Source organism: Streptomyces sp. NPDC034086 (assembly GCF_055575515.1).
The window spans coordinates 197,172-217,035 of record NZ_JBVISM010000012.1; the positions used below are offsets into that span (position 1 = coordinate 197,172).

General features: G+C 75.6%; 18 protein-coding genes. 9 read left to right on the top strand and 9 right to left on the bottom strand.

The window, feature by feature from the left end; all coding sequences use genetic code 11:
- Positions 1-103 precede the first annotated feature (103 nt).
- Positions 104-1,468, bottom strand: a complete 1,365-nt coding sequence (locus tag ACZ514_RS25015) for a DUF6777 domain-containing protein (protein ID WP_469125708.1) — start codon at positions 1,466-1,468, stop codon at positions 104-106.
- Between the two features lie 160 nt (positions 1,469-1,628).
- Between ACZ514_RS25015 and ACZ514_RS25020 the strand changes: the two genes are divergently transcribed.
- Positions 1,629-2,891 carry a streptophobe family protein gene (locus tag ACZ514_RS25020; protein WP_469125709.1) on the top strand — a complete coding sequence of 421 codons (1,263 nt, stop codon included), beginning with the start codon at positions 1,629-1,631 and terminating at the stop codon, positions 2,889-2,891.
- Positions 2,892-2,920: 29 nt separating this feature from the next.
- On the opposite strand, the gene ACZ514_RS25025 is transcribed toward ACZ514_RS25020, so the two are convergent.
- From ACZ514_RS25025 to ACZ514_RS25035, 3 genes are read right to left on the bottom strand one after another with little or no spacing between them, the layout of a single operon-like run.
- Positions 2,921-3,880, bottom strand: coding sequence for a serine/threonine-protein kinase (locus tag ACZ514_RS25025; RefSeq protein ID WP_469125710.1), 960 nt, complete (start codon positions 3,878-3,880; stop codon positions 2,921-2,923).
- Positions 3,880-4,500, bottom strand: a complete 621-nt coding sequence (locus tag ACZ514_RS25030; protein WP_469125711.1) for a hypothetical protein — start codon at positions 4,498-4,500, stop codon at positions 3,880-3,882. Before ACZ514_RS25030 ends, ACZ514_RS25025 begins: the two co-directional genes overlap by 1 nt.
- A gap of 8 nt (positions 4,501-4,508) precedes the next feature.
- Positions 4,509-6,869: an ABC transporter ATP-binding protein/permease gene (locus tag ACZ514_RS25035; RefSeq protein ID WP_469125712.1), complete on the bottom strand. Its 2,361-nt coding sequence runs from the start codon at positions 6,867-6,869 to the stop codon at positions 4,509-4,511.
- A 160-nt stretch (positions 6,870-7,029) separates the two neighbouring features.
- Between ACZ514_RS25035 and ACZ514_RS25040 the strand changes: the two genes are divergently transcribed.
- The 5 genes from ACZ514_RS25040 (at position 7,030) to ACZ514_RS25060 (ending at position 12,393) form a co-directional block, all read left to right on the top strand.
- Complete coding sequence (locus ACZ514_RS25040) at positions 7,030-8,073, top strand: cation diffusion facilitator family transporter (RefSeq protein ID WP_468165887.1); 1,044 nt, start codon at positions 7,030-7,032, stop codon at positions 8,071-8,073.
- A 141-nt stretch (positions 8,074-8,214) separates the two neighbouring features.
- Entirely contained in the window at positions 8,215-8,709 is a 495-nt protein-coding gene (locus ACZ514_RS25045; RefSeq protein WP_469125713.1) for an NUDIX hydrolase, read from the top strand.
- Positions 8,710-8,757: 48 nt separating this feature from the next.
- Entirely contained in the window at positions 8,758-10,014 is a 1,257-nt protein-coding gene (locus tag ACZ514_RS25050; protein ID WP_468165883.1) for a Tm-1-like ATP-binding domain-containing protein, read from the top strand.
- 145 nt (positions 10,015-10,159) lie between these two features.
- Complete coding sequence (locus ACZ514_RS25055; RefSeq protein ID WP_469125714.1) at positions 10,160-11,782, top strand: serine/threonine-protein kinase; 1,623 nt, start codon at positions 10,160-10,162, stop codon at positions 11,780-11,782.
- Positions 11,779-12,393: a hypothetical protein gene (locus tag ACZ514_RS25060; RefSeq protein ID WP_468165877.1), complete on the top strand. Its 615-nt coding sequence runs from the start codon at positions 11,779-11,781 to the stop codon at positions 12,391-12,393. Before ACZ514_RS25055 ends, ACZ514_RS25060 begins: the two co-directional genes overlap by 4 nt.
- A gap of 317 nt (positions 12,394-12,710) precedes the next feature.
- On the opposite strand, the gene ACZ514_RS25065 is transcribed toward ACZ514_RS25060, so the two are convergent.
- On the bottom strand, positions 12,711-14,000 hold the full coding sequence (locus ACZ514_RS25065) for an ATP-binding protein (protein ID WP_468165875.1): 1,290 nt from the start codon (positions 13,998-14,000) through the stop codon (positions 12,711-12,713).
- A gap of 293 nt (positions 14,001-14,293) precedes the next feature.
- On the opposite strand from ACZ514_RS25065, the gene ACZ514_RS25070 reads away from it, so the two are divergent.
- On the top strand, positions 14,294-15,064 hold the full coding sequence (locus ACZ514_RS25070; RefSeq protein ID WP_469125715.1) for a trypsin-like serine peptidase: 771 nt from the start codon (positions 14,294-14,296) through the stop codon (positions 15,062-15,064).
- Here the strand turns inward: ACZ514_RS25070 and ACZ514_RS25075 are convergent.
- The 3 genes from ACZ514_RS25075 to ACZ514_RS25085 all read right to left on the bottom strand — a co-directional run bounded on the left by ACZ514_RS25075 (position 15,043) and on the right by ACZ514_RS25085 (position 17,835).
- Positions 15,043-15,549 carry an NUDIX hydrolase gene (locus ACZ514_RS25075; protein ID WP_468165871.1) on the bottom strand — a complete coding sequence of 169 codons (507 nt, stop codon included), beginning with the start codon at positions 15,547-15,549 and terminating at the stop codon, positions 15,043-15,045. The genes ACZ514_RS25070 and ACZ514_RS25075 overlap by 22 nt on opposite strands.
- A 37-nt stretch (positions 15,550-15,586) precedes the next feature.
- Positions 15,587-17,212, bottom strand: a complete 1,626-nt coding sequence (lnt, locus tag ACZ514_RS25080; RefSeq protein WP_469125716.1) for an apolipoprotein N-acyltransferase — start codon at positions 17,210-17,212, stop codon at positions 15,587-15,589.
- A gap of 107 nt (positions 17,213-17,319) precedes the next feature.
- Positions 17,320-17,835, bottom strand: coding sequence for a hypothetical protein (locus ACZ514_RS25085; RefSeq protein WP_468166224.1), 516 nt, complete (start codon positions 17,833-17,835; stop codon positions 17,320-17,322).
- Between the two features lie 90 nt (positions 17,836-17,925).
- On the opposite strand from ACZ514_RS25085, the gene ACZ514_RS25090 reads away from it, so the two are divergent.
- Both ACZ514_RS25090 and ACZ514_RS25095 read left to right on the top strand, forming a co-directional pair.
- Positions 17,926-18,243 carry a VOC family protein gene (locus tag ACZ514_RS25090; RefSeq protein ID WP_469125717.1) on the top strand — a complete coding sequence of 106 codons (318 nt, stop codon included), beginning with the start codon at positions 17,926-17,928 and terminating at the stop codon, positions 18,241-18,243.
- A 27-nt stretch (positions 18,244-18,270) separates the two neighbouring features.
- Positions 18,271-18,795 (top strand): hypothetical protein, encoded by a 525-nt coding sequence (locus ACZ514_RS25095; RefSeq protein WP_469125718.1) that lies wholly within the window; start codon positions 18,271-18,273, stop codon positions 18,793-18,795.
- A 15-nt stretch (positions 18,796-18,810) separates the two neighbouring features.
- On the opposite strand, the gene ACZ514_RS25100 is transcribed toward ACZ514_RS25095, so the two are convergent.
- Positions 18,811-19,803, bottom strand: coding sequence for an FAD-dependent oxidoreductase (locus ACZ514_RS25100; protein ID WP_469125724.1), 993 nt, complete (start codon positions 19,801-19,803; stop codon positions 18,811-18,813).
- Between the last annotated feature and the right edge of the window lie 61 nt (positions 19,804-19,864).

Sequence of the window (19,864 nt, forward strand, 5' to 3'; positions counted from 1 at the left end):
CTCACCGTTCGCCTCGCGCGGCAGCCGTTGCGCGACGTCAGGAGCCCTGCTCCGGCGGGTCCCCGGCACCGGCCGGAGCCGCGGGCCCCGTCCGCCCCGGGGCTCAGGCGGAAGGCGGGGCGGCGCCCGCGCCCGGGCGGAGTGCGCCGGGCGAGGAACGGGTGGCGGGCGGCGGAGCCGTCGTCCGGTCGGTCGTGCCCGGAGGCTGGGCCGAACGGGTGACGGCGTCCGTGCCGGCGTCCGTCGGCGTGCCGGCTCCGGTCGCGGGTGGCGGAGGGGAGGGCGGCGGTGTGGTCCCCGGGGAGGGGGGTTCCGACGGCGTGGCGGGGGGCGGGGGCCTGACGGGGAGCGGGGGCGACGCGACGGACGGGGACACGGCGGACGGGGACACGGCGGACGGGGACACGACGGGCGGCGACGCGCCGGACGGGGACACGGCGGACGGCGACACGACGGGCGGGGAGACCGCCGGCGGGGACACGACGGGCGGCCCGACCGGCGGCGCGACGGGCCGGTCCGGCCGCGGGTCCGCGCCGCGGTGGCGTTCCAGCCAGCGGCGGTCGTGGTGGTCGTAGATGACGAACGTCCGCACCACCGTCACCGACGGCGCGATGACCACCACCTGCGCCGGCCGGTACGAGGCCCAGGGCCGGCCGAAGCGCTTCGGATCGGCCTTCAGCGCCACGGGCGGGCCCAGCGGGTTCCCGCAGGCGCAGCGCACCCTCGGAACCCCGCGGTCGTCGACGAGCACGGCCGTCCCGGCCTGGAGCACGGCCTGGTAGGGAGTGGCGCGGCCGTCGCGGTAACCGTGGTTGGTGACCCGGGTGTCGATCCGCAGCTGCACGGGGGTGAGCGCGCGCAGGTGGCCGGGGACGGCCTTCGCCGGGATGCCGAGGGCCGAGGCGAAGGCGGCGTTCCTGGCGGGCTGCGCGGTGAGCGCGGTGATCTGCTTCTCCACGTCGCAGCTGGCGACGTCCTTCGTGCCGCCGTAGAGGCCCGGCGCGGAACCGCTGACGCTGCGGGTGCCCGAGGGACTTGTCGGCGTGGCGGTGTCCCGCGGCGGGGGCTGCGGCGGCGGGGTCGCCCGGCCGGCCGCCGTGGATTCGGTGAAGGGGTCCCGGCCGGCCGCCCCGGCCGGCTGGAGGAACACCTCGGCCTCGGCCCGCTGCGGGGTGCCGTCCCCGGCGGGCCGGGTGAGCACCACCACCAGGGTGACCACGGCGGCGAGCGCCACGGCCACCGTCGCCAGGCCGGGCACCGACCGCCACCAGGGGGCCCGGGGCGGTTCCCCGCCGGGCCCGCCGGGCGGGGCGGGCGGGGGCGGCGGGGTGTCGCCGCCCCCGCCCGAGAGCGGACCGGACGGCGGCCCGGTGGGCCGCCCGGGTGACGACGGCGGTGACGACTGCGACGGCGGTGACGGCGGCCGGTGCGGCTCGGGCGGCCGTTCGCCGGAGGGCTGCGTGGTCACGGGCTCCTCTTCCCTGGCAGCGGATCCCGGTACACCAGGAATCAGAACGGAGGGAGGAATACGGGGAACAACCGGTACGTGCGGACATCGAGCACTGTTGCCGCCCATTGTGTGCGGCGTCCGGCTGGTGCCCGCAAGCCGGGGGTGCCACCGTTGCAGGGTGAGCCGTACCTCCGCGAGGACCTGGGCGCGTCCTTCCGTGCACGCCTGGCGGGACGCCCTGGTCGCCGTCGTGGCGGGCTTCGCCGCGATGACGGCGGTGGCCGCCGCCGGGCTGGCCTGCGCCGGTGCCGGGGACCTGCCCGAAGGGGCGTTCCCCCGGGTGGTCGCCGCGGTCGTGGTGCTGGCGGCCGGCGGTACCGTCGAGGTGTCCGGGGACGCCGGGTTCCTGGCCGGCGCGGAGGCGACCCTGTCCGTGCTCCCGCTCTCGGTGAGCCTGGCCGGTGCGCTCACCACCGGGTGCCTCTTCCTGCGGCCGCTGCGCCACCGCGCGGTGGCCGGGCCCCGTGAGCTGCCGAGCCGGGCGGGGCGGGCGGCGGTGCTGTGGCTGGCGCTGCTGGCCCTGTTCGCGCTTCCGGCCCGCCGGACCTTCGGGCTGTCCCCCGGCGACTCCCCGCTCGGGGAGTTCGGCGAACTCCTCGACTCCGCGCCGACGGCCGGCTTCCGGGCTCCGCTCGGGCCCACCCTCTTCTTCGGGCTGCTGTGGATCCTGGGCCTGTTGCTGATCGCCCTGCTGGTCTCCCGGCGCGCTCCGCTGCCGGCCGGGCTGCTCCGCTTCCACACGGCGGTGCGTCCGGCCGCGCACGCGACGGCCGTGCTGCTGCTGGCGTACGTGGTCCTCGGCACCGGCACCGGCCTGGTGGTGGCCGCCACCCAGGGCCACGCGGCCCGCACCCTGGCCGTGCTGCTGCTGGGCCTGCCGAACCTGGCCTGGCTCGCCCTGACCGTGGGCTTCGGCGGCGCCTGGCAGGGGGCGGCCGAGGGGCCCTTCGGCCTGCCCGTGCCGCAGCTCCTGGACCAGCTGCTGCGCGGCCCCGGCGGTTCCACCGTCGACGTGGCCTCGCTGGCGCAGCGGGACCCCCGGGCGTGGTGGCTGGTCGCGGTGGCCGCCGTCGCACTGCTCGGCACGGGCGTCCTGGCCGCCGTGCGTTCCCCGGCCGGGGTCCGCCCCTGGCAGCACGCGCTGCACCTGGCGGTGGCCCTGGCCCTGGCCACCCTGACGGTGTGTCTGCTGGCCGGGGTGCGGGCCCGTCTGGGGCTGTCCCTGCTGGGGCTGGGGGACGTCCCGGGGCTCGGCGGCAGCGTGGAACTCACCGCCCTGCTGTGGCGGACGACCGGCCTGGCGTTGCTGTGGGGGGCGGTGGCCGGCTTCCTCGGCGCCCTCCTGGCCCGACCGCTGCGCCACCCGGGCCGGGTCCCCTGAGCCGGAACCGCCCCCGCCCTGCCCCCGCCCTACCTGCCCCGGAACACCGGCAGCGCCCAGCGCGGCGGAGGGGGCGGCGGGGCGCCGTCCGGGCCCGGCCCGTGTGCCCGGGGCGCTTCGGCGCCCGCCCGGCGCAGCGCGCCGGTGAACTCCAGGCAGGTCCCCCACCGCTCACCGGGCGACTTCGCGAGGGCCTTGGCCAGCACCTCGTCCACGGCGGCCGGCAGCTCCGGACGGCGCTCGCGGGCCGGAGGCGGCGGATCGTACTGGTGGGCCCAGAGGAGGGCCATGTCGTCCTCCCTGCGGAACGGCGGGCCGCCGGTCAGCATCTCGTGGACGACGCAGCCGAGGCTGTACACGTCGCAGCGGCCGTCGACCGGTTTCCCGGCGATCTGCTCGGGCGCCACGTAGTCCAGGGTCCCCACGAACTGTCCGACGCTGGTGAAGCCGGTGAGTGACAGGGACCTCTTCGTGAGGCCGAAGTCGGTGAGGTAGGCGTGCTCGGGGTGTTCGCTGTCGGTGCCCTCGGCGATCAGGACGTTGCCGGGCTTCACGTCCCGGTGCACCAGGTCGTGGGCGTGCGCGGCGTCGAGCGCGGAGGCCACCTGGCCGGCGATCCGGGCCGCCGTCCCGACGGGGAGCGGGCCCGTGCGGTCCAGCAGGGCCCGCAGGTCCTGTCCCGCGACGTAGCGCATGGCGATGTACAGGAGGCCGTCGGTCTCGCCCGCCTCGAAGACGGGCACGATGTGCGGGTGGTCGATGGCGGCCGCGACCTTCGACTCGTGGGCGAAGCGCTGCCGGAAGGTGTCGTTGAGGGCCAGCTGGGGGGCCAGCAGCTTCAGCGCGACCGTCCGGTCCAGGCGCAGGTCCCGGGCGCGGTAGACGACGGCCATCCCGCCGCGCCCGATCTCCTGCTCGACGAGGTACCCGGCGAAGCGCCTGCCGGTCAGTTCCGGGCCCCGTCCCAGGGGTGAGGCGGCGTCCCCCATCAGCGGCCTCCCCCGTCGGGCGGGTCCACGACGCGCGTGGGCTCGTGCGGTTCCTCGTGTACGTCGGCACGTGCCCCGGTGTCCGTCTCCCGCCGCGCCGGCCCGGGCGCGGGCGGGGCACTCGGTTCCGAGACGACCGCGTAGGTGGTCAGACGGCTCCCGTCGGCGTACACCCACCGTCCCGCCGTCTCCTCGTACACCCATACGGACTCGCCGTCGATCACGATCCCGGCGCGCAGTCCCTCCACGGCCCGCCGGAAGCCGTCGTCAGCGGTGGCTCCGGGGGCGGTCTCCCGCAGGGCCCGCCGGTAGCGTTCGAGGGCGTCGGCCGTGCGGGTGAGGAGCGGCCCGGGGTCCTCGGTCCGCTCGAGGGAGCGGCCGGCGGTCGGCGGCGGCCGGGGCACGGCGACGAGCAGCCGTCCGTCGACCCAGGCGGTCCAGCCGTTGGCGCACTCGACCTCCCCCCATTCGCCGTGCCGGGAGACCAGCCGGACGGGCAGGAAGGGGTCCAGGGCGGTGGTGGGCCGGGAGACGTCCGGGGCCTCCCAGGCGGGCAGCCCGTCCTGCGGGACCACATGGGTGGGGCGGAAGCCCGCGCCGGGGTCCGGGGAGTCGGTCATCGCCGGGCCTACTTCCGCATCACGGCGGGTTCGTGCCGCCTCAGCAGGCGTGCGACCAGCAGTCCGAAGAGCAGGGACAGGACGGCCAGCATGCCGACGTCCAGCAGCCAGACCCCGGCGGAGTGGGCGAAGAGCGGGTCGTCGGTGAGGGTGCCCGGGACGATCCGGCCGAGGTCGACGGTGCCGGCCATCGCGCCGAGCGCCCAGCGGGAGGGCACCAGCCAGGCCAGCTGTCCGATCACGGGCACACCGTCGAGCTGGAGGAGCGCCCCGCAGAAGACCACCTGCACGATGGCGAGGAGGACCAGCAGGGGCATGGTGACCTCTTCCTTCCTGACCAGGGCGGAGACCAGGAGGCCGAGCATCATGGCGGTGAACGACAGCAGGGCGACGGCCAGGGTGATCTCGGCGAGCCGTGGCAGGAAGACCCCGGTGGCGCCGGGCGGTCCGAGCCGCACGCCGAAGAGGCCGACGAGCGTCAGGACGACGGCCTGGGCCACGGTGATCGCGCCGAGTACCGCCACCTTCGACAGCAGGTAGGCGGACCTGGACAGTCCGACGGCGCGTTCACGCTGGTAGATGACGCGTTCCTTGACGAGTTCGCGGACCGCGTTGGCGGCTCCGGTCAGGACGCCGCCGACGCACAGGATGAGCAGGGCGTTGATCGCGGTCTCCCGGGTGAGGGCGCTGCCGGCCAGGGCGCGGGCCATGGCGCCCATCACGAACGGCAGCGCGATCATGATGGCGAGGAAGGTGCGGTCGGCGCTGAGCGCGGTGGCGTACCGGCGGATCAGGGTGGAGAGCTGGGAGCGCCGGCTCTGCGCCTTCGGCGGAGGGGTGGCGAAGCCGGCCGGGCCGGGCGTCGTGGTGTCCGGGGGCGGAGGTCGGCGGAGGGCGCCCGCCCCGTACGCGCGGTACTGGGGCGAGGCCTCGTACTGGCCCGCCCAGTCGCGGTCGCGCTGGTTCTCGAAGGCCTCGAAGGCCTCGGGCCACTGGTCGAAGCCGAAGAAGGCGAGGGTTTCCCCGGGTGGCCCGTACCAGGCGACGCGGCCGCCGGGGGCGAGGACGAGGAGCCGGTCGCAGACGTCGAGGCTGAGGACGCTGTGGGTGACCACGATGACGGTGCGGCCGTCGTCGGCAAGGCCGCGCAGCATGTGCATGACCGAGCGGTCCATGCCGGGGTCGAGGCCGGAGGTGGGTTCGTCGAGGAAGAGCAGGGAGGGCTTGGTGAGCAGTTCCAGGGCTACGGAGACGCGTTTGCGCTGTCCGCCGGAGAGGCTGTGGATCGGCTGGTCGGCGCGCTGCTCGAGGCCGAGTTCGCCGATGACCTCGTCGACGCGGGCGAGCCGCTCGGCCTTGGCGGTGTCCTGGGGGAAGCGCAGTTCGGCGGCGTAGGCGAGGGCGCGGCGGACGGTGAGCTGGGCGTGCAGGATGTCGTCCTGGGGGACGAGCCCGATGCGGGAGCGCAGTTCGGCGTAGTCCCGGTAGAGGTCGCGGCCGTCGTAGAGGACGGTGCCGTGGTCGGCGGGTCGCAGTCCGGTGAGGGCGCCGAGGAGGGTGGACTTGCCCGCGCCGCTGGGGCCGACGACGGCGAGCAGGGACGTCACGCCGACCGGGAAGGAGACGTGGTCGAGGAGGGTCTTGCGGCCGTGGTCGACGGCGACGGACAGGTCCTGGACGTCGAAGGAGACCTCGCCGGTGTCGGTGTACTCCTGGAGCTGGTCGCCGACGAGGCAGAAGGCGGAGTGGCCGATGCCGACGATGTCGCCCTCGGCGAGGGGGGCGCGTCCGACGCGGGCGCCGTTGAGGTAGGTGCCGTTGTGGCTGCCGAGGTCGGCGATCTCGTACGTGCCGTCGGCGAGGGCGCGCAGTTCGGCGTGCCGGCGGGAGACGACGAGGTCGTCGATGACGAGGTCGTTGCCCGGGCCGCGGCCGATGCGCACGGTGGTCCGGGCGGGCAGGGGCCGGACGCTGGTGGGGCTGCGGAAGGTTCCGGTCATGGCCGGATCGGCGACGCGGGAGGGGCGTGAGGCGGCGGCAGGGGGCGGCGTACGGGTGGTGAGGACGGCGCGCGGGCCGTCCTGCGCGCTCCCGAAGCACAGCTCGCTGCCGGGGCCGACCGCCCACTCGTGGACGCGGTGGCCGTCGGCCCAGGTGCCGTTGGTGCTGCCCTCGTCCTCGAGGGTCCAGTGGTCCCCGTCGGCGCGCAGGACGGCGTGGTGCCAGGAGACGCGGGCGTCTTCGAGGCAGATCTCGCAGAGGGGGTCCCGGCCGACGTGGTAGGTCCGGCCGGGGCTCATGGGGGTGGAGCCCGTGGCGGTTTCCAGGACGAGTTCGGGCGCGGTCGCCGCACCGGGCCGCTGGACCATGAACAGATTTTCCCATGAACCGGCGCAACCGGCAGAAGAGACATCGCCGCAGGTCAGAGGGTTCTTATGGGGAATGACAACGGTCCCCGTTGCAGCCTTTGCCGATCTCGCCGCGGTGCGCTTCACTTCACGCGTCGGAACCGAACAGACGGGGGAAGCCATGAGCCGGCACGACCACGCGCACGAGGACACCGGGCCGGAACGCGCCGGGCACGGGCACGCGGGCCACGGGCACGCCGGACACGCTCACGGCGTGGGCGCGGACGCGGACCGCCGCTGGCTGGCGATCGCGCTCGGGCTGATCGGCGGCTTCATGGCCGTGGAGGTGGTCATCGGCGTGATGGCCCACTCCCTGGCCCTGATCTCCGACGCCGCGCACATGCTGACGGACGCCGTCTCGATCGTCCTCGCGCTGATCGCGATGCGGCTGGCGGCACGCCCGGCGCGGGGCGGTTTCACGTACGGCCTCAAGCGCGCGGAGATACTCTCCGCGCAGGCCAACGGGCTGACCCTGCTGCTGCTGGCGGTCTGGCTGGCGTACGAGGCGGTGCGGCGGCTGCTGGATCCGCCCCCGGTGGAGGGCGGGCTGGTGCTGGTGACGGCGCTGGCCGGGATCGTGGTCAACATCGGTGCGGCCTGGTGCATCTCGCGGGCGAACCGGTCCTCGCTCGCGGTGGAGGGCGCCTACCAGCACATCCTGAACGACCTGTTCGCCTTCATCGGGACGGCCGTGTCCGGTCTGATCGTGCTCACGACCGGATTCGTGCAGGCCGACGCCATCGCCACGCTGGTCGTGGTGCTGCTGATGGTCAAGGCGGGCTACGGGCTGGTCCGCGATTCGGGACGGATCTTCCTGGAGGCCGCGCCGGCGCACGTGGACCCGGACGCGGTCGGCGACCGCCTGGTGCACCACGCGCCCGTCACCGAGGTGCACGACCTGCACATATGGACGATCACCTCCGGTCAGGCGGCCCTGTCCGCGCACGTGCTGGTGGAGCCGGCGGGCGACTGCCACGCGGTGCGGCGGGAGCTGGAGCTGCTCCTGGAGAAGGAGTACGGGATCACCCACACCACCTTGCAGGTGGACCACGTGCAGGACGCCCTGCTGTCGGTCGGCCGGGCGGGCGAGGCTCCGCGCGGCGCGGACCCGCACTGCGCGGACGCCCACGGCCCGGTGCACCGCGAGGGGCCGCACGCGCACTGACGGCCGGCCCGGGAGCGGCGGCCCGCGAGCGGCGGCCCGCGAGCGGCGGGCCCGAGCGGCGGGCCCGAGCGGCGGGCCCGCGAGCGCCCCGGCGGCGGCCGGGCGGCCGATGGCGGGCACTGAGCGGGGCTCCGGCGGGGCATGTATGGCGCCGTGACGGATGCGAAGAGGTACCGGCGGAGCGCCGGCCTGCTGCTGTTCCGCCGGACCGCCGAGCGCGGGGTGGAGGTGCTGCTCGGCCATATGGGCGGTCCGCTCTGGGCCGGGCGGGACGCCGGCGGCTGGGCGATCCCGAAGGGCGAGTACGGGCCGGACGAGACGCCCCGGGACGCGGCCCGGCGGGAGTTCACCGAGGAGCTGGGGGTGCCCCCGCCGGAGGGGGAGTACCTGCCGCTGGGCGACGTGCGGCTGAGCAGCGGGAAGCTCGTGACCGTCTGGGCGGTGGAGGCGGACCTCGACCCCGCGCTGACGGTGCCGGGCACCTTCACCATGGAGTGGCCCCCGCACTCGGGCGTCGAGCGGGAGTTCCCCGAGCTGGACCGGGTGGCCTGGTTCGCACCCCCGCTCGCGCGCACCAAGCTGATTGTCGGTCAAATCCCTTTCCTGGATCGTCTCCTGGTGCTCTTGTCGGATTGACCTGACCTTTACTTGCCAATAAACGCCACCTCCGTGGACATTGCACATATGACGAACGTCGTGCTGGTGGGAACCCTGGACACCAAGGGTGTCGAGTACGGCTGGCTGCGCGAGAGGCTGCTGCGCGCCGGCGTCGAAGTGGTGCTGGTGGATACGGGGATCATGGGAGAACCCCGGGTGGCGGCGGACGTGCCGCGCGAAGAGGTGGCGCGGGCGGCGGGCTCGGAACTGCCCGAGCTGCGCACGGCCGCCGACCGGGGCGCGGCCGTGACCACGATGGCCCGGGGCGCCGAGGCGACCCTGTTGCGCCTGCACGCCGAGGGCCGCCTGCACGGCGTGCTCGCGATCGGGGGCAGCGGGGGCACCTCCATCGCGACGCGGGCGATGCGGGCGCTGCCGCTGGGCGTACCGAAGGTCATGGTCTCGTCGATGGCCTCCGGGGACGTGTCCCCCTACGTGGGGTCCGCGGACATCACCATGATGTACAGCGTCGTGGACATCGCCGGGCTCAACAGCGTCTCGGAACCGGTGCTGGCCAATGCGGCGGAGGCCATGGCCGGGATGGCGAAGGGCTACGCGCGCTCCGCGCCGGACCCCGGCCGGCCGGCCCGGCTGGGCGCCGGCTCGCGGCCGCTGGTGGCCGCGAGCATGGCGGGGGTGACCACGACCGGCGTGGACGCGGCCCGGGAACGGCTGGAGCGGCTGGGGTACGAGGTACTGGTCTTCCACGTCAGCGGCGCCGGCGGCCGCACCCTGGAGACGCTGGCCGGGCAGGGGGTGTTCGCCGGGGTGCTAGACCTGACCCTGAGCGAACTCGCCGACGACCTGTGCGGGGGCATCCTCAGCGCCGGCCCCGACCGGCTCAGCGCGGCGGGGCGGGCCGGGGTTCCGCAGGTGGTGAGTCTGGGGGCGCTGGACATGGTGAAGTTCGGTCCGATGGAGACCCTGCCCGAACGGGTGCGCTACCGCCGGGTCCGCGTCCACAACCCGTCGATCACGGTGATCCGTACGACCGAGTCCGAGTGCGCCGAGCTGGGGCGGAGGGTCGCGGGCAAACTGCGCGCGGCGACCGGGCCGACGGCGGTGTGCCTCCCGCTGCGGGGACTGTCCACGCTCGGCGCGCCGGGCGGCCCGTACCACGACCCGGGCGCGGACCTGGCACTGTTCTCGGCGCTGCGCGAGGGGCTGCGGGGCAGCGCGGCCCGGCTCTACGACTACGACACCCACATCAACGACCCGTCCTTCGGGCGGGCGGCGGCCGACCGGCTGCACGCCATGATCGGGGCGGTGGCGGCGGCGGCCTGACCACGTTCCGGGACGCGCCGGCGGGTGGGAACCGGCCGTGGCGGAAAGCCGTCCTCCGGAGGGAACAGACCGCCGGCGGCCGGCCCGGTCCGGCGACCGGCCGGCCGCCGCGGGCGGCCGGCGACGCCACGGACGGGGGCGCAGGATGGGCAACGGGTGGACGGTACCCGGCTATACCGAGGTCCGGGAGCTCGGTGCGGGCGGCAGCGGCCGGGTCGTGCTCGCGCTCCACGACGCCACGGGCACCGCGGTCGCGGTGAAGTACCTCAGCGAGCGGATGCGCGAGGACCCGGCCTTCGTGCGGGAGTTCCGCTCGGAGGCCCGGCTGCTGGGCGGGCTCGTGTCGCCGTACGTGGTGGGCCTGTACGAGTACGTGGAGGCGCCGGGCGGTGCGGCGATCGTGATGGAGCTGGTCGACGGGATCTCCCTGCGCGCCGTGATGCGGGAGTCGGGGCCAGCGGACGCCGAGGCCGCGCTGGTGGTGCTGAAGGGCTCCCTGCTCGGGCTGGCCGCGGCCCACCGGGCCGGCGTCGTGCACCGCGACTACAAACCGGAGAACGTCCTGGTCGCGCCCGACGGCTCCTCCAAGCTGGTGGACTTCGGCATCGCGGCGGGCCGGGACACCACCCCGGGGGTGGCGGGCACCCCCGCCTACATGGCCCCGGAGCAGTGGCAGGGACGGCCGGCCTCGCCGACGGCTGACGTGTACGCGGCCACCGCGACCTTCTTCGAGCTGCTGACCGGCCGCAAACCGTACGACGGGGCGAGCTTCGCGGAGCTGGCCGTCCAGCACATCGAGGCCCCGGTGCCGGAGACCGAGGCCCCCGAGCCGGTACGCCCGCTCATCCGGCGGGGCCTGGCCAAGCGGCCGGAGCAGCGCCCGGAGAACGCCGAGGCGTTCGTCGCGGAGCTGGAGGCGGTGGCCGTGGCGGCCTACGGACCCGGGTGGGAGGAGCGGGGGCAGCGCAGGCTCGCCGCGCTGGCGGCCCTGCTGCCGCTGCTGTTCCCCTCCGCGGCCGGCGCGGCGGCGGGCACCACGGCGGTGGCGACGACCACGGTCGGCCGGGCCGGCTGGGCTCCCGGGCGCGGTGGCTGGCTGGCGACGGGCCTGGCCCTGGTGCTGGGCGCGCTGCTGGTGCTCACGACGGACGCGATCGGGGGCACCCCGCCCGCGGCCTCGGCGCTCAGCGACTTCGCCACGACGAGCCCGGCCCCGCCCGGATCCGCCCCGCCCGCGCCCGGGCCGTCCGCCCCGGCCCCGGCGTCACCGTCCGCGTCCCCGTCGGCGACCCCGTCGGCCGGTGTCCCGCCGACCCCGACGCCGACGCCGACGCCGACGCCGAGCCCCTCGCACCCGGTGAGCGCGAGTCCGTCCCCGAGCCCGACGCCCACGCCGACGGTGACGCACCGGCCGACCCCGACTGCCTCCCCCACGCTGAAGGTGACCCACGTCGACGTCACGCTCAAGCCCGGGGTCTACCGGGGGGAGGCCACCGTCTCGGTGTCGGCCCAGGGCGACGGGCCGGTCACCGTCGTCCTGGAGTGGTTCCTCGGCAGCGCGCCGGGGGCCTACTCCGTTCCCGACGGCACCGACACCGTCGTCGTGCGGGCCGGCTCCCCTGCGCAGGTGGTCCAGGCCCACACCTTCAGCCGGGGCCGGGGCTGCTACGGCGGCGTGCGGGTCACGACCCGGCCCGCCGCGGCGAACGGCTCCGCCTCCGCGTCCCAGTTGCTGGCCCGCTGCCAGACCCAGGAGCCGCCACGATGAACGATCCACGCGCCCCGCGGGGCCCCGCCGAGGACGAGTACAGCGCCACCGTGCTCGGCAGTCACTGGTTCAGCGGTCCGCCGCCCCCGGCGGACGCCGCGCCCGACCGGGTCGAGGGTTCCGTCCTGCGGTTCGGGCCGGGCGTGACGGCGGCGATGGCCCCGCCGTTCCCCGTCCACCCCGGGCCGCCCGGGCCCGGGCCGGCCGCGCGGCCGGGCGGCGGCTGGCGCCGGTACACCCTGGCCGCCGTGGTGCTGGCCGCGGTGCTCGGCTACCTGGGGTGGCAGCGGTTCGGGCCGGGCGTCGAGGTACGGGACCTGTCGGTGGCCACCGATCCGCGGGGGCCAGGGTGCGACGCGGCCGCCGATGTGGTGGCCGTCGTACGCACCAACGGGCGCCCGGGCACCCTCACCTACCGCTGGGTCCGCAGCGACGGCACCCGGTCGGAGGAACTCACGGAGCGGGTTCCCGGCGGGCGCGACGAGGCCGCCCTGCACCTCCTGTGGACCTTCCGGGGAACCGGCGGCTACCCGGCGCGCGCCGAGCTCCAGCTGCTCTCGCCCGAACGGAGGACCGCGGCGGCCGAGTTCACCTACCGGTGTCCCCGCTAGGCCGTCTCTTTCGGATCTTGCCGGTTAAGCCCGCGTCGTCCGGTGCCGTGCATCGCAAGGCGGAGAGGCTCCCGATTACTGGACGTCCTCGGGTGCCTCGACAACGCGGCGAGGTGCGGTGCCGGGCGACGCGGGTCAGGCAAGATCCGGAAGAGATGGCCTAGGTCCCGGAAGGCCCGCGGCCGCTCCGGGAGCCGCCGCGGGCCGTTCCGCGTTCCCGTCCCCCGCCGCAACCGGGGGACGGAGCCGGTGGGAAGCGGCCGGCGGGACGGCGCCGGACGGCTCCCGGTCCGGACGGTCGCCCCGCCCGGACGGTTCTAGAACCGCGCGTGCGCGGTGATGTCGGCCTGGAACTCCCCCGTGATCGCGGGGGTGACCGTGGGCCTGGACTGCGCCACCGCCGCCAGGTAGTCCTCGGTCGTCGCGCCGAACCGCGCGGCCGCCGCACCGCGCGCGCCCACCGCCTCCAGGTCCCGCTCGAAGGACACCTGGGCGGCGATCCTCGCGGCGTGCTCGATGTCGGCGGGGGTGAACAGCTCGGTCGCCGCCACCAGTGCCGCCACGTCCACGTCGGCCCGTCCGGCCGTGTAGCGCGACCAGATCGCGGCGCGCGCCCCGGCGTCCGGGGTGCCGATCGGGATCAGGTAGTCGAAGCGGCCGGGCCGCAGGAAGGCCGGGTCGAGGGAGCGGATGGAGTTCGTCGCGCAGACGAGCAGCCGCTCGTCACCCTCGCGGAAACCGGGGATGAGCTTGAGCAGTTCGTTCGTCACCCCGTGGATGCCGCCCGGCTGGGCCGGCTCGGTGCGCACGGGCGCGATCTCCTCGACCTCGTCGATGAAGACGAGGACCCGCTCCAGCTCGGCGATCCGGGCGAAGGCGACGCGCAGCGCGGCGGCGAGGTTGCCCTCGTCGGCGAGGCGTGAGGGCAGCAGTTCCACGAAGGGCCAGCCCAGCCGGGAGGCGATGGCCCGGGCGAAGGTGGTCTTGCCGGTGCCGGGCGGCCCGAAGAGGGTGATCGCGCGCGGCGGCCGCACCCCGTGGGCGGCGGCCCGCTCCGGCTCGGCGAGCGGGAGCACCACGCGCCGCTCGATGAGTTCCTTCTCCTTCTCCATGCCGGCGACCTTGCCCCACAGGTCGCTGGGCAGGAAGCGGCCGCCGAGGTCGTCGAGGAGACCCGCCGCGGGTCCGTGCAGCGGCTCGGTCTTCTCGAAGTAGGCGACGGCGGGCTGCCGGGTGTAGCCGGCGTTGAGCAGGCCCTCGCCGAGCAGGTCCTCCTCGGGCAGCACGTAGGCGATCCGGCCCACGCGGGCGGCGATCAGGCGCCGCTCCAGTTCGACGAGGAGGGCGCTGGCCAGGCCCCGGCCGCGCCATCCGGCGGCGATCGCGATCCGCATCACCCAGGCGCGTTCGCCGGTCACGCAGGCCAGGGCGGCGCCGATCGGGACGCCCTGGTGGACGGCGACGACACAGGGCTGCCGGCCGGTCAGCGCGCTGATGCACTCGGCGAGCGAGAACACGGACTCCTGGCCCAGCTCGGCCGTGGTGTCTATGAGATGGACCACCGCCGCGAGATCGCTCTCGCGGTAGTCGTGGATGAGCCAGTTCACCGGGTACCGCCCCTCGTTCGTGCTCCTGCGGCGAGGCTAGGGGCGGGCGGGCCGGGCGTTCACCCACCGTGGTGCACAACAGCCGGGCCGGAAGTCCGCCGCGGCGTCCATAGACTGGATCTTCCGCCGGAACGGCCCGCCCGGGACGCCGCCGCCTTCGGGGCTTCCGACATGCGCGCGGTCCGGGGGCGGCCGGGGACTCCCCCGACACGGCCGCCGGCGGACCGGATTCACAGCGGATTCACAGCGCCCGCCGGGCGCCGGGCACAGGTTCACCGGCCAGGCTCGGGCCCATGATCCCTGGCACCCTCCCACGACCGGCCGGCCACCCCCGTGCCCGGCGGGCGGCGCGGATCCCGCTCGCGCTGACCACGATGGCCGCCCTGCTGGGCCTGGACCTCCCCGAGGCCGGGGCGCTGCCCCCGCTCGGCGTCACTGTGCGGGCCGACGCGGACGCCACGGCGGCGCGGGTGGGCGCGCTGTTCGCGGGCGGGACGGACGGCGGGCACTTCTGCACCGCTTCCGTGGTGCGCAGCGCCGGCCGGGACCTGATCGCCACCGCCGCGCACTGCCTGGACCACCCGGACACCACGGTCTTCGCCCCGGGCTACCGGGACGGGCAGGCCCCGTACGGGCTGTGGCGGCTGACCGGCGTGTACACGGCCCCGGGCTGGGCGGCGGGCGAGGACCCGGACGCGGACGTCGCCTTCGCGCGGGTCGTCCCGGCGGACGGCGCGGAGCACGGCGCCGTGGAGGACGTGGTCGGCGGCTTCCCGGTGGCCGCCGGGCAGCCGCCGGACGTGACGGTGACCGTCGTCGGCTACCCGAGCACCGAGGACGCTCCGCTGCGCTGCGCCAACGGGACGAGCCTGTTCTCGTCCGGCCAGCGCCGGATCGACTGCCCCGCCCTCGGCGGCGGCACCAGCGGCAGCCCCTGGCTGGTGGACGGCGCCCTGGCCGGGGTGCTGGGCGGCCACGAGGGCGGCGGCACGGTCCCGGACGTCTCGTACAGCGCCGTCCTGGGCGGTCCGGCCCTGGAGCTCTACCGCGGGGCGGCCGGCTGAACCCCGTTCGCGGCCGGGGCCTCGAACCAGGTCGGGTCCTCGCTCAGGGAGCGCCGTACGCGGTCCAGGGCGAAGGGCTCCAGCGGCGGCAGGGCGTCCGGGGCGAACCAGGCCGCCTCCAGCAGCTCCCCGTCGGCGGCCCGGGGTTCGCCGCCGGTGGCCCGGCAGCGGAAGGTGATGTCCTGGAACTGGCAGACGTCGCCGTTCGGGTAGGTGACCGGGGCGAGCATCTGGACGAGGACCACCCGTTCGGGGACGCACCGTACGGCGGTCTCCTCGTACACCTCGCGCACGGCCGTCGCGGCGGGCTGCTCCCCCGGCTCGGCGATCCCGCCGATCACCGACCACCTGCCGTTGTCGGCCCTGCGCCCGAGCAGCACCCGGCCCTGTGCGTCGACGACGACGGCGGTGACGCCGGGCAGCAGGAGCAGCCGGTGGCCGGCGCCGCTCGCCCTGATCTCGCGGATGAACTCGGGCGTGGTCATGCCCCGACCCTACGGGGCCGTGCCGCGGCCGCCGTCCTCACGCGGCCCGGCGGGCGCGGACCCGGCGGGCCGCCACCGCCCCGAGACCGCCGGCCGCGACGAGGAGCAGCGCGTACTCGGGCAGGGCGCCCAGGCGGGTGGCCGGGGTCTGCGAGGAGCGCAGCGGGATCTCGGCGACGAGGGCGTCGGCGGTGAACATCTCCGTCTGCAGGGTGACCTTCCCGTCGGGCTGGATGACCGCGCTGACTCCGCTGGTGACGGGGACGAGGACGGTCCGGCTGTGCTCGACGGCGCGGATCCGGTCCATGGCCAGCTGCTGGTAGGTCATCTGGGTCCGGCCGAAGGTGGCGTTGTTGCTGGGCACGGCGATGACCTGGGCGCCGGCCCGCACGGTGGAGAGGACGGCGTCGTCGAAGGCGGCCTCGTAGCAGGTGACCATGCCGATGCCGCTGCCCGCCATGTCGAAGACCCCCGGCTCCTTGCCGGGACCGAAGTCGCGGCGCACGCGGTCGACGTCGGAGCTGAAGAGCCGGACGAAGGAGCGCATGGGGATGCGCTCGCCGAAGGGCTGGATCTTGCGCTTGTCGTAGGTGTCCGTGGGGCCCTTGACGGGGTCCCACAGGATCATCGTGTTGCGCAGGGGCCCGGTTTCCGGGGCCAGGACGGAGCCGATCGCGACGGGCACGCCGACGGCCTTGACCGCGTTGTCGATGACGGCGTGGGCGTCGGGCTGGGTGTAGGGGTCGATGTCGGAGGAGTTCTCCGGCCACAGGACGAAGTCGGGCTTCGGGACGCGGCCGGCCTTGACGTCCGCGGCGAGCTGGAGGGTGCGGTTTGCGTGGTTGTCGAGGACCTGGCGGCGCTGGGCGTTGAAGTCGAGTCCGGCGCGCGGCACGTTGCCCTGGATGAGGGCGGCCACGGCCGTGCCGTCCTCGGCGGCGCCGGAGACCAGGGGGCGGGCGGCGAGCGCCGCGCCGACCGGGGCGGCGACGGCGAGCGCGGCGAGGGCGGCGGCGCCGCGCGTCGGGTTCCGGCGGGCGGTGCGCAGGCCCTCGTACAGGCCGAAGCCGCACAGGGCGACGCCGAAGGAGAGCAACGGGGTGCCGCCGAGGGCGGCGAGCGGGGTGAAGACGCCGTCGGCCTGGCCGAAGGCGAGCTTGCCCCAGGAGAAGCCGCCGAAGGGGGCCCGGGCGCGCAGCGCCTCCCCGGCCACCCAGACGGCGGCGGCCCACAGGGGCCGGCCGGGCAGCCGGCTGACGAGGGCGATACCGAGGCAGGTGAGGCCGATGAGGAGGGACTCGAGGGTGACGAGCGCGATCCAGGGGACCGGGCCGACGCCCTCGCCGGTCCACACCAGGAGCGGCAGCAGGAAGCCGAGGCCGAAGAGGAAGCCGAGGCCGAAGCCGGCCCGGGCGCGGCGCCCCCGCAGGCAGCCGGCGAGCAGCGCGAGGGCGAGGGGCGCCAGCCACCACAGGGGGCGGGGCGGGAAGCTGAGGTAGAGCAGGACCCCGGCGAACGCGGCGAGGGCGGCCCGCGCCGCCCCGGCACCCTTGCGCCGCCCGGGGCGCGGGGCGTCGGCGGCTTCGTGCGGGGCGACGGCTGCGGCTCGTCCGGCGGGCTGCGAGGGCTCGCTCTTGGCGGCGCGGGTGACACTGCTGCTCATCTGGCGGAGTGTACGTCCCCGCACCCCAAGGGCCGGTAAGGAACCGTGCCGCCGCCCGACCCGCGCGGTGCCCCGACCGTGCGGGGGCAGGCTGGTTCGAAGACGGTCTAGCGCGCGAGGGTGCGCAGGTGGGTGCGGATGACGCGGACGGCGTTCTCCGCGTCGTCGACCGTGACCGTGAACAGCTTGCCGTCGCCGAGCCTCAGTTCCACGCCCTCACCGCGCCGCACGATGATGGCGGTGCCCTTCTCGGGGCGCCAGCGGTAGCCCCAGCCGCCCCACTGCTGGGGGGTGATGCGGGGGCGGAACTCGGCGGAGGCGACCTCCGCGAGCCGGATCTTGCGGCGGGGCAGTCCCATGTGGCCGCAGCGCACTTCCAGGGCCTCCGCGTCGACGGTGACGGCCACGTGGACGAAGGCCAGGGTGCCGTAGAGGATCAGCAGCCCGCCGGCGATGCAGCCCACCACGGACATCAGCAGGGGGACGTACCCGGCGGTCCAGGAGTTGGCGACGGCCAGCTCCACACCCAGGGCGAGACAGGCCGCACCGGCCGCGGCGAGCAGCCACTGCGCACGGTTGGAAGCCCGGCCCGTCCAGAGGGGACCTGGGGGGTGACCCGTCATGAGCAGCAGCGTACTCAGCTTCCGCACGTGCGCCACCACCTCTGCGCCACTCGGCGCATCGTGCGGGGGAGAGCAGGTGCGCACCCGGTCTTGACCTCGACGAAACTTGTGGCGGCCGGCCGCCCAGGCGGGGCGGTGCTGATGCTCGGCGACACCGCCGGGGGCCACTTCACCTCCCCCGCCGCGCTCGGCGGAACCTCGACGGCCCTGCACGTGTACGTCCCGGACGTGGACGCCCTCGTCCGGACGGCCGTGACGGCCGGAGCGGAACTGCTCCAGGAACCGGCGGACCAGTTCCACGGGGACCGCACCGCCGTCCTGCGCGACCCGTCCGGGCACGTGTGGGTGTTCCTGACCCACCTGGAGGACGTCTCGGGGGAGGAACTGGCCGCCCGGGCGGCGGCCTGAGCGGGTGCGGGCCGTAGGCTGCGGCCCGTGGAATCGCTGATCACTGCCGTCCGCGAGCAGGAAGAAGCCGCACGTTTCCTCGCTTGGCCGGGCGACTTCGACCTGGACCGCGGCGACCACGTCGAGGAGGTGCACCTCGCCTCGGGCGCCGCGCTCGAGGGGTTCGCGGGCGACAACGCCGGCGGCACGTACTTCTTCTGCGGTGAAGGCGGCGAGGAACGTCCCGTCCTCTACGCCGACTCCGAGGGCCGTGCCGCCCTGATCGCCGTCGGCCTGCCCAAGCTGGTGCGGCTGCTGCTGGCCGTCCCGTGGTGGCGCGACTGCCAGGCGTTCACGGATGAGGAGAGCCGCGAGCTCGAGGCCGAGTACCTGGAGGACATGCCGGACCTGGCGGCCAGGAGGGACGGGGCGGCAGCGGCCCTCGGCCTCGCCCTTCCGGGCCGGGCGGAGGCCTTGGCCCGGCTGCGGGAGGTGGCCACTCGGCCGGGGGAGGACTTCGTCCTGGTCCACACGCCAGAGGGACACGCCTACGAGCCGCTCTTCGCACCATGAGCCGCGGGAGGGAGCCTACGCGGGCAGGAGCGCGGTCAGGGCGTCGCGCAGGGCCGGGCGGCGGGTGGTCACGAAGCGGTGAAGGGCCCTCGAGCCGAGGGCCACGCGCTGGGCGCTGCGGCGGCGTTCCGCGTCGTACGCGCGCAGGGCGGTGGGCAGACCGGCACGGCCGTGGGCCGCGACGGCCCGGGTGAGGGACTCGGCGTCGAGGAGGGCGGTGCAGGCACCTTGGCCCAGGTTCGGGGTCATGGCGTGCGCGGCGTCGCCGACCAGGGCGATCCGGCCGGCGGTGACGAAGGCGGGGAGCGCCGGGTGGAGGTGGCGCATCTCGTACCGGATCCAGCCGGCGGGGTCGGTCTCGACGAGCAGGCGCGGGACCGGGTCGTGCCAGCCCTCGAAGGCGGCCCTCAGCCCGTCGGCGGTGGTGGCCGCGGGGACGGCGGCGTACCAGTTGGTGCGGCCGGGCTCGACGGGGGTGATCCCGAAGAAGCGCCCGTCGCCCCAGGTCTCCCCGTGGATCCGGGTCTCGAAGTCCGCGATGCCGATCCAGGCGACGGTGCCGATCGCGCGCACCCGGCTGCGGGTGCCGAAGTGGGCGGTGCGGACGGTGCTGTTGATCCCGTCGGCGCCGACGACGAGGTCGGCGTCGAGGGCGCGGGAATCGGTGAGGCGCCGCCCGTACTCGACGTCCGTACCGCCGAGCCGGCCGAGCGCGGTGAGGAGCGCGTCGATCAGGTGGGGCCGGGAGACGAGCAGTTCGGGGCGGCCCGCCTTGCGCTCGACGCGTTCGAGCGGGAGGGCTGCGAGCACCCTGCCGTCCGGACGCCGGATGTGGGCCCGGCGGTAGGGAAGCGCCCGCGCGAGGGCTTCGCCGAGGCCGAGCCGGTCCAGGGCGGACTGGGCGGTGGGGTGGATGCCGAAGGCGGTGCCGTAGCGCTCCGGGGCGGCACGGCCTTCCAGGACGCGTACGGACCAGCCCGCGCGGCGGAGCCCGATCGCGGTGGCCAGTCCGCCGACACCGGCGCCGACGACGACGGCCGCGGGGGGGGGTGGGCGGTGTGGTTGTTTT

Bases quoted from the DNA above. Each gene is read 5' to 3' on its own strand.
- ACZ514_RS25025 (WP_469125710.1), bottom strand. From the start codon at position 3,880: ATGGGGGACGCCGCCTCACCCCTGGGACGGGGCCCGGAACTGACCGGC.
- ACZ514_RS25030 (WP_469125711.1), bottom strand. From the start codon at position 4,500: ATGACCGACTCCCCGGACCCCGGCGCGGGCTTCCGCCCCACCCATGTG.
- ACZ514_RS25035 (WP_469125712.1), bottom strand. From the start codon at position 6,869: ATGGTCCAGCGGCCCGGTGCGGCGACCGCGCCCGAACTCGTCCTGGAA.
- ACZ514_RS25040 (WP_468165887.1), top strand. From the start codon at position 7,030: ATGAGCCGGCACGACCACGCGCACGAGGACACCGGGCCGGAACGCGCC.
- ACZ514_RS25045 (WP_469125713.1), top strand. From the start codon at position 8,215: ATGTATGGCGCCGTGACGGATGCGAAGAGGTACCGGCGGAGCGCCGGC.
- ACZ514_RS25050 (WP_468165883.1), top strand. From the start codon at position 8,758: ATGACGAACGTCGTGCTGGTGGGAACCCTGGACACCAAGGGTGTCGAG.
- ACZ514_RS25055 (WP_469125714.1), top strand. From the start codon at position 10,160: ATGGGCAACGGGTGGACGGTACCCGGCTATACCGAGGTCCGGGAGCTC.
- ACZ514_RS25060 (WP_468165877.1), top strand. From the start codon at position 11,779: ATGAACGATCCACGCGCCCCGCGGGGCCCCGCCGAGGACGAGTACAGC.
- ACZ514_RS25070 (WP_469125715.1), top strand. From the start codon at position 14,294: ATGATCCCTGGCACCCTCCCACGACCGGCCGGCCACCCCCGTGCCCGG.
- ACZ514_RS25075 (WP_468165871.1), bottom strand. From the start codon at position 15,549: ATGACCACGCCCGAGTTCATCCGCGAGATCAGGGCGAGCGGCGCCGGC.
- lnt (WP_469125716.1), bottom strand. From the start codon at position 17,212: ATGAGCAGCAGTGTCACCCGCGCCGCCAAGAGCGAGCCCTCGCAGCCC.
- ACZ514_RS25085 (WP_468166224.1), bottom strand. From the start codon at position 17,835: ATGACGGGTCACCCCCCAGGTCCCCTCTGGACGGGCCGGGCTTCCAAC.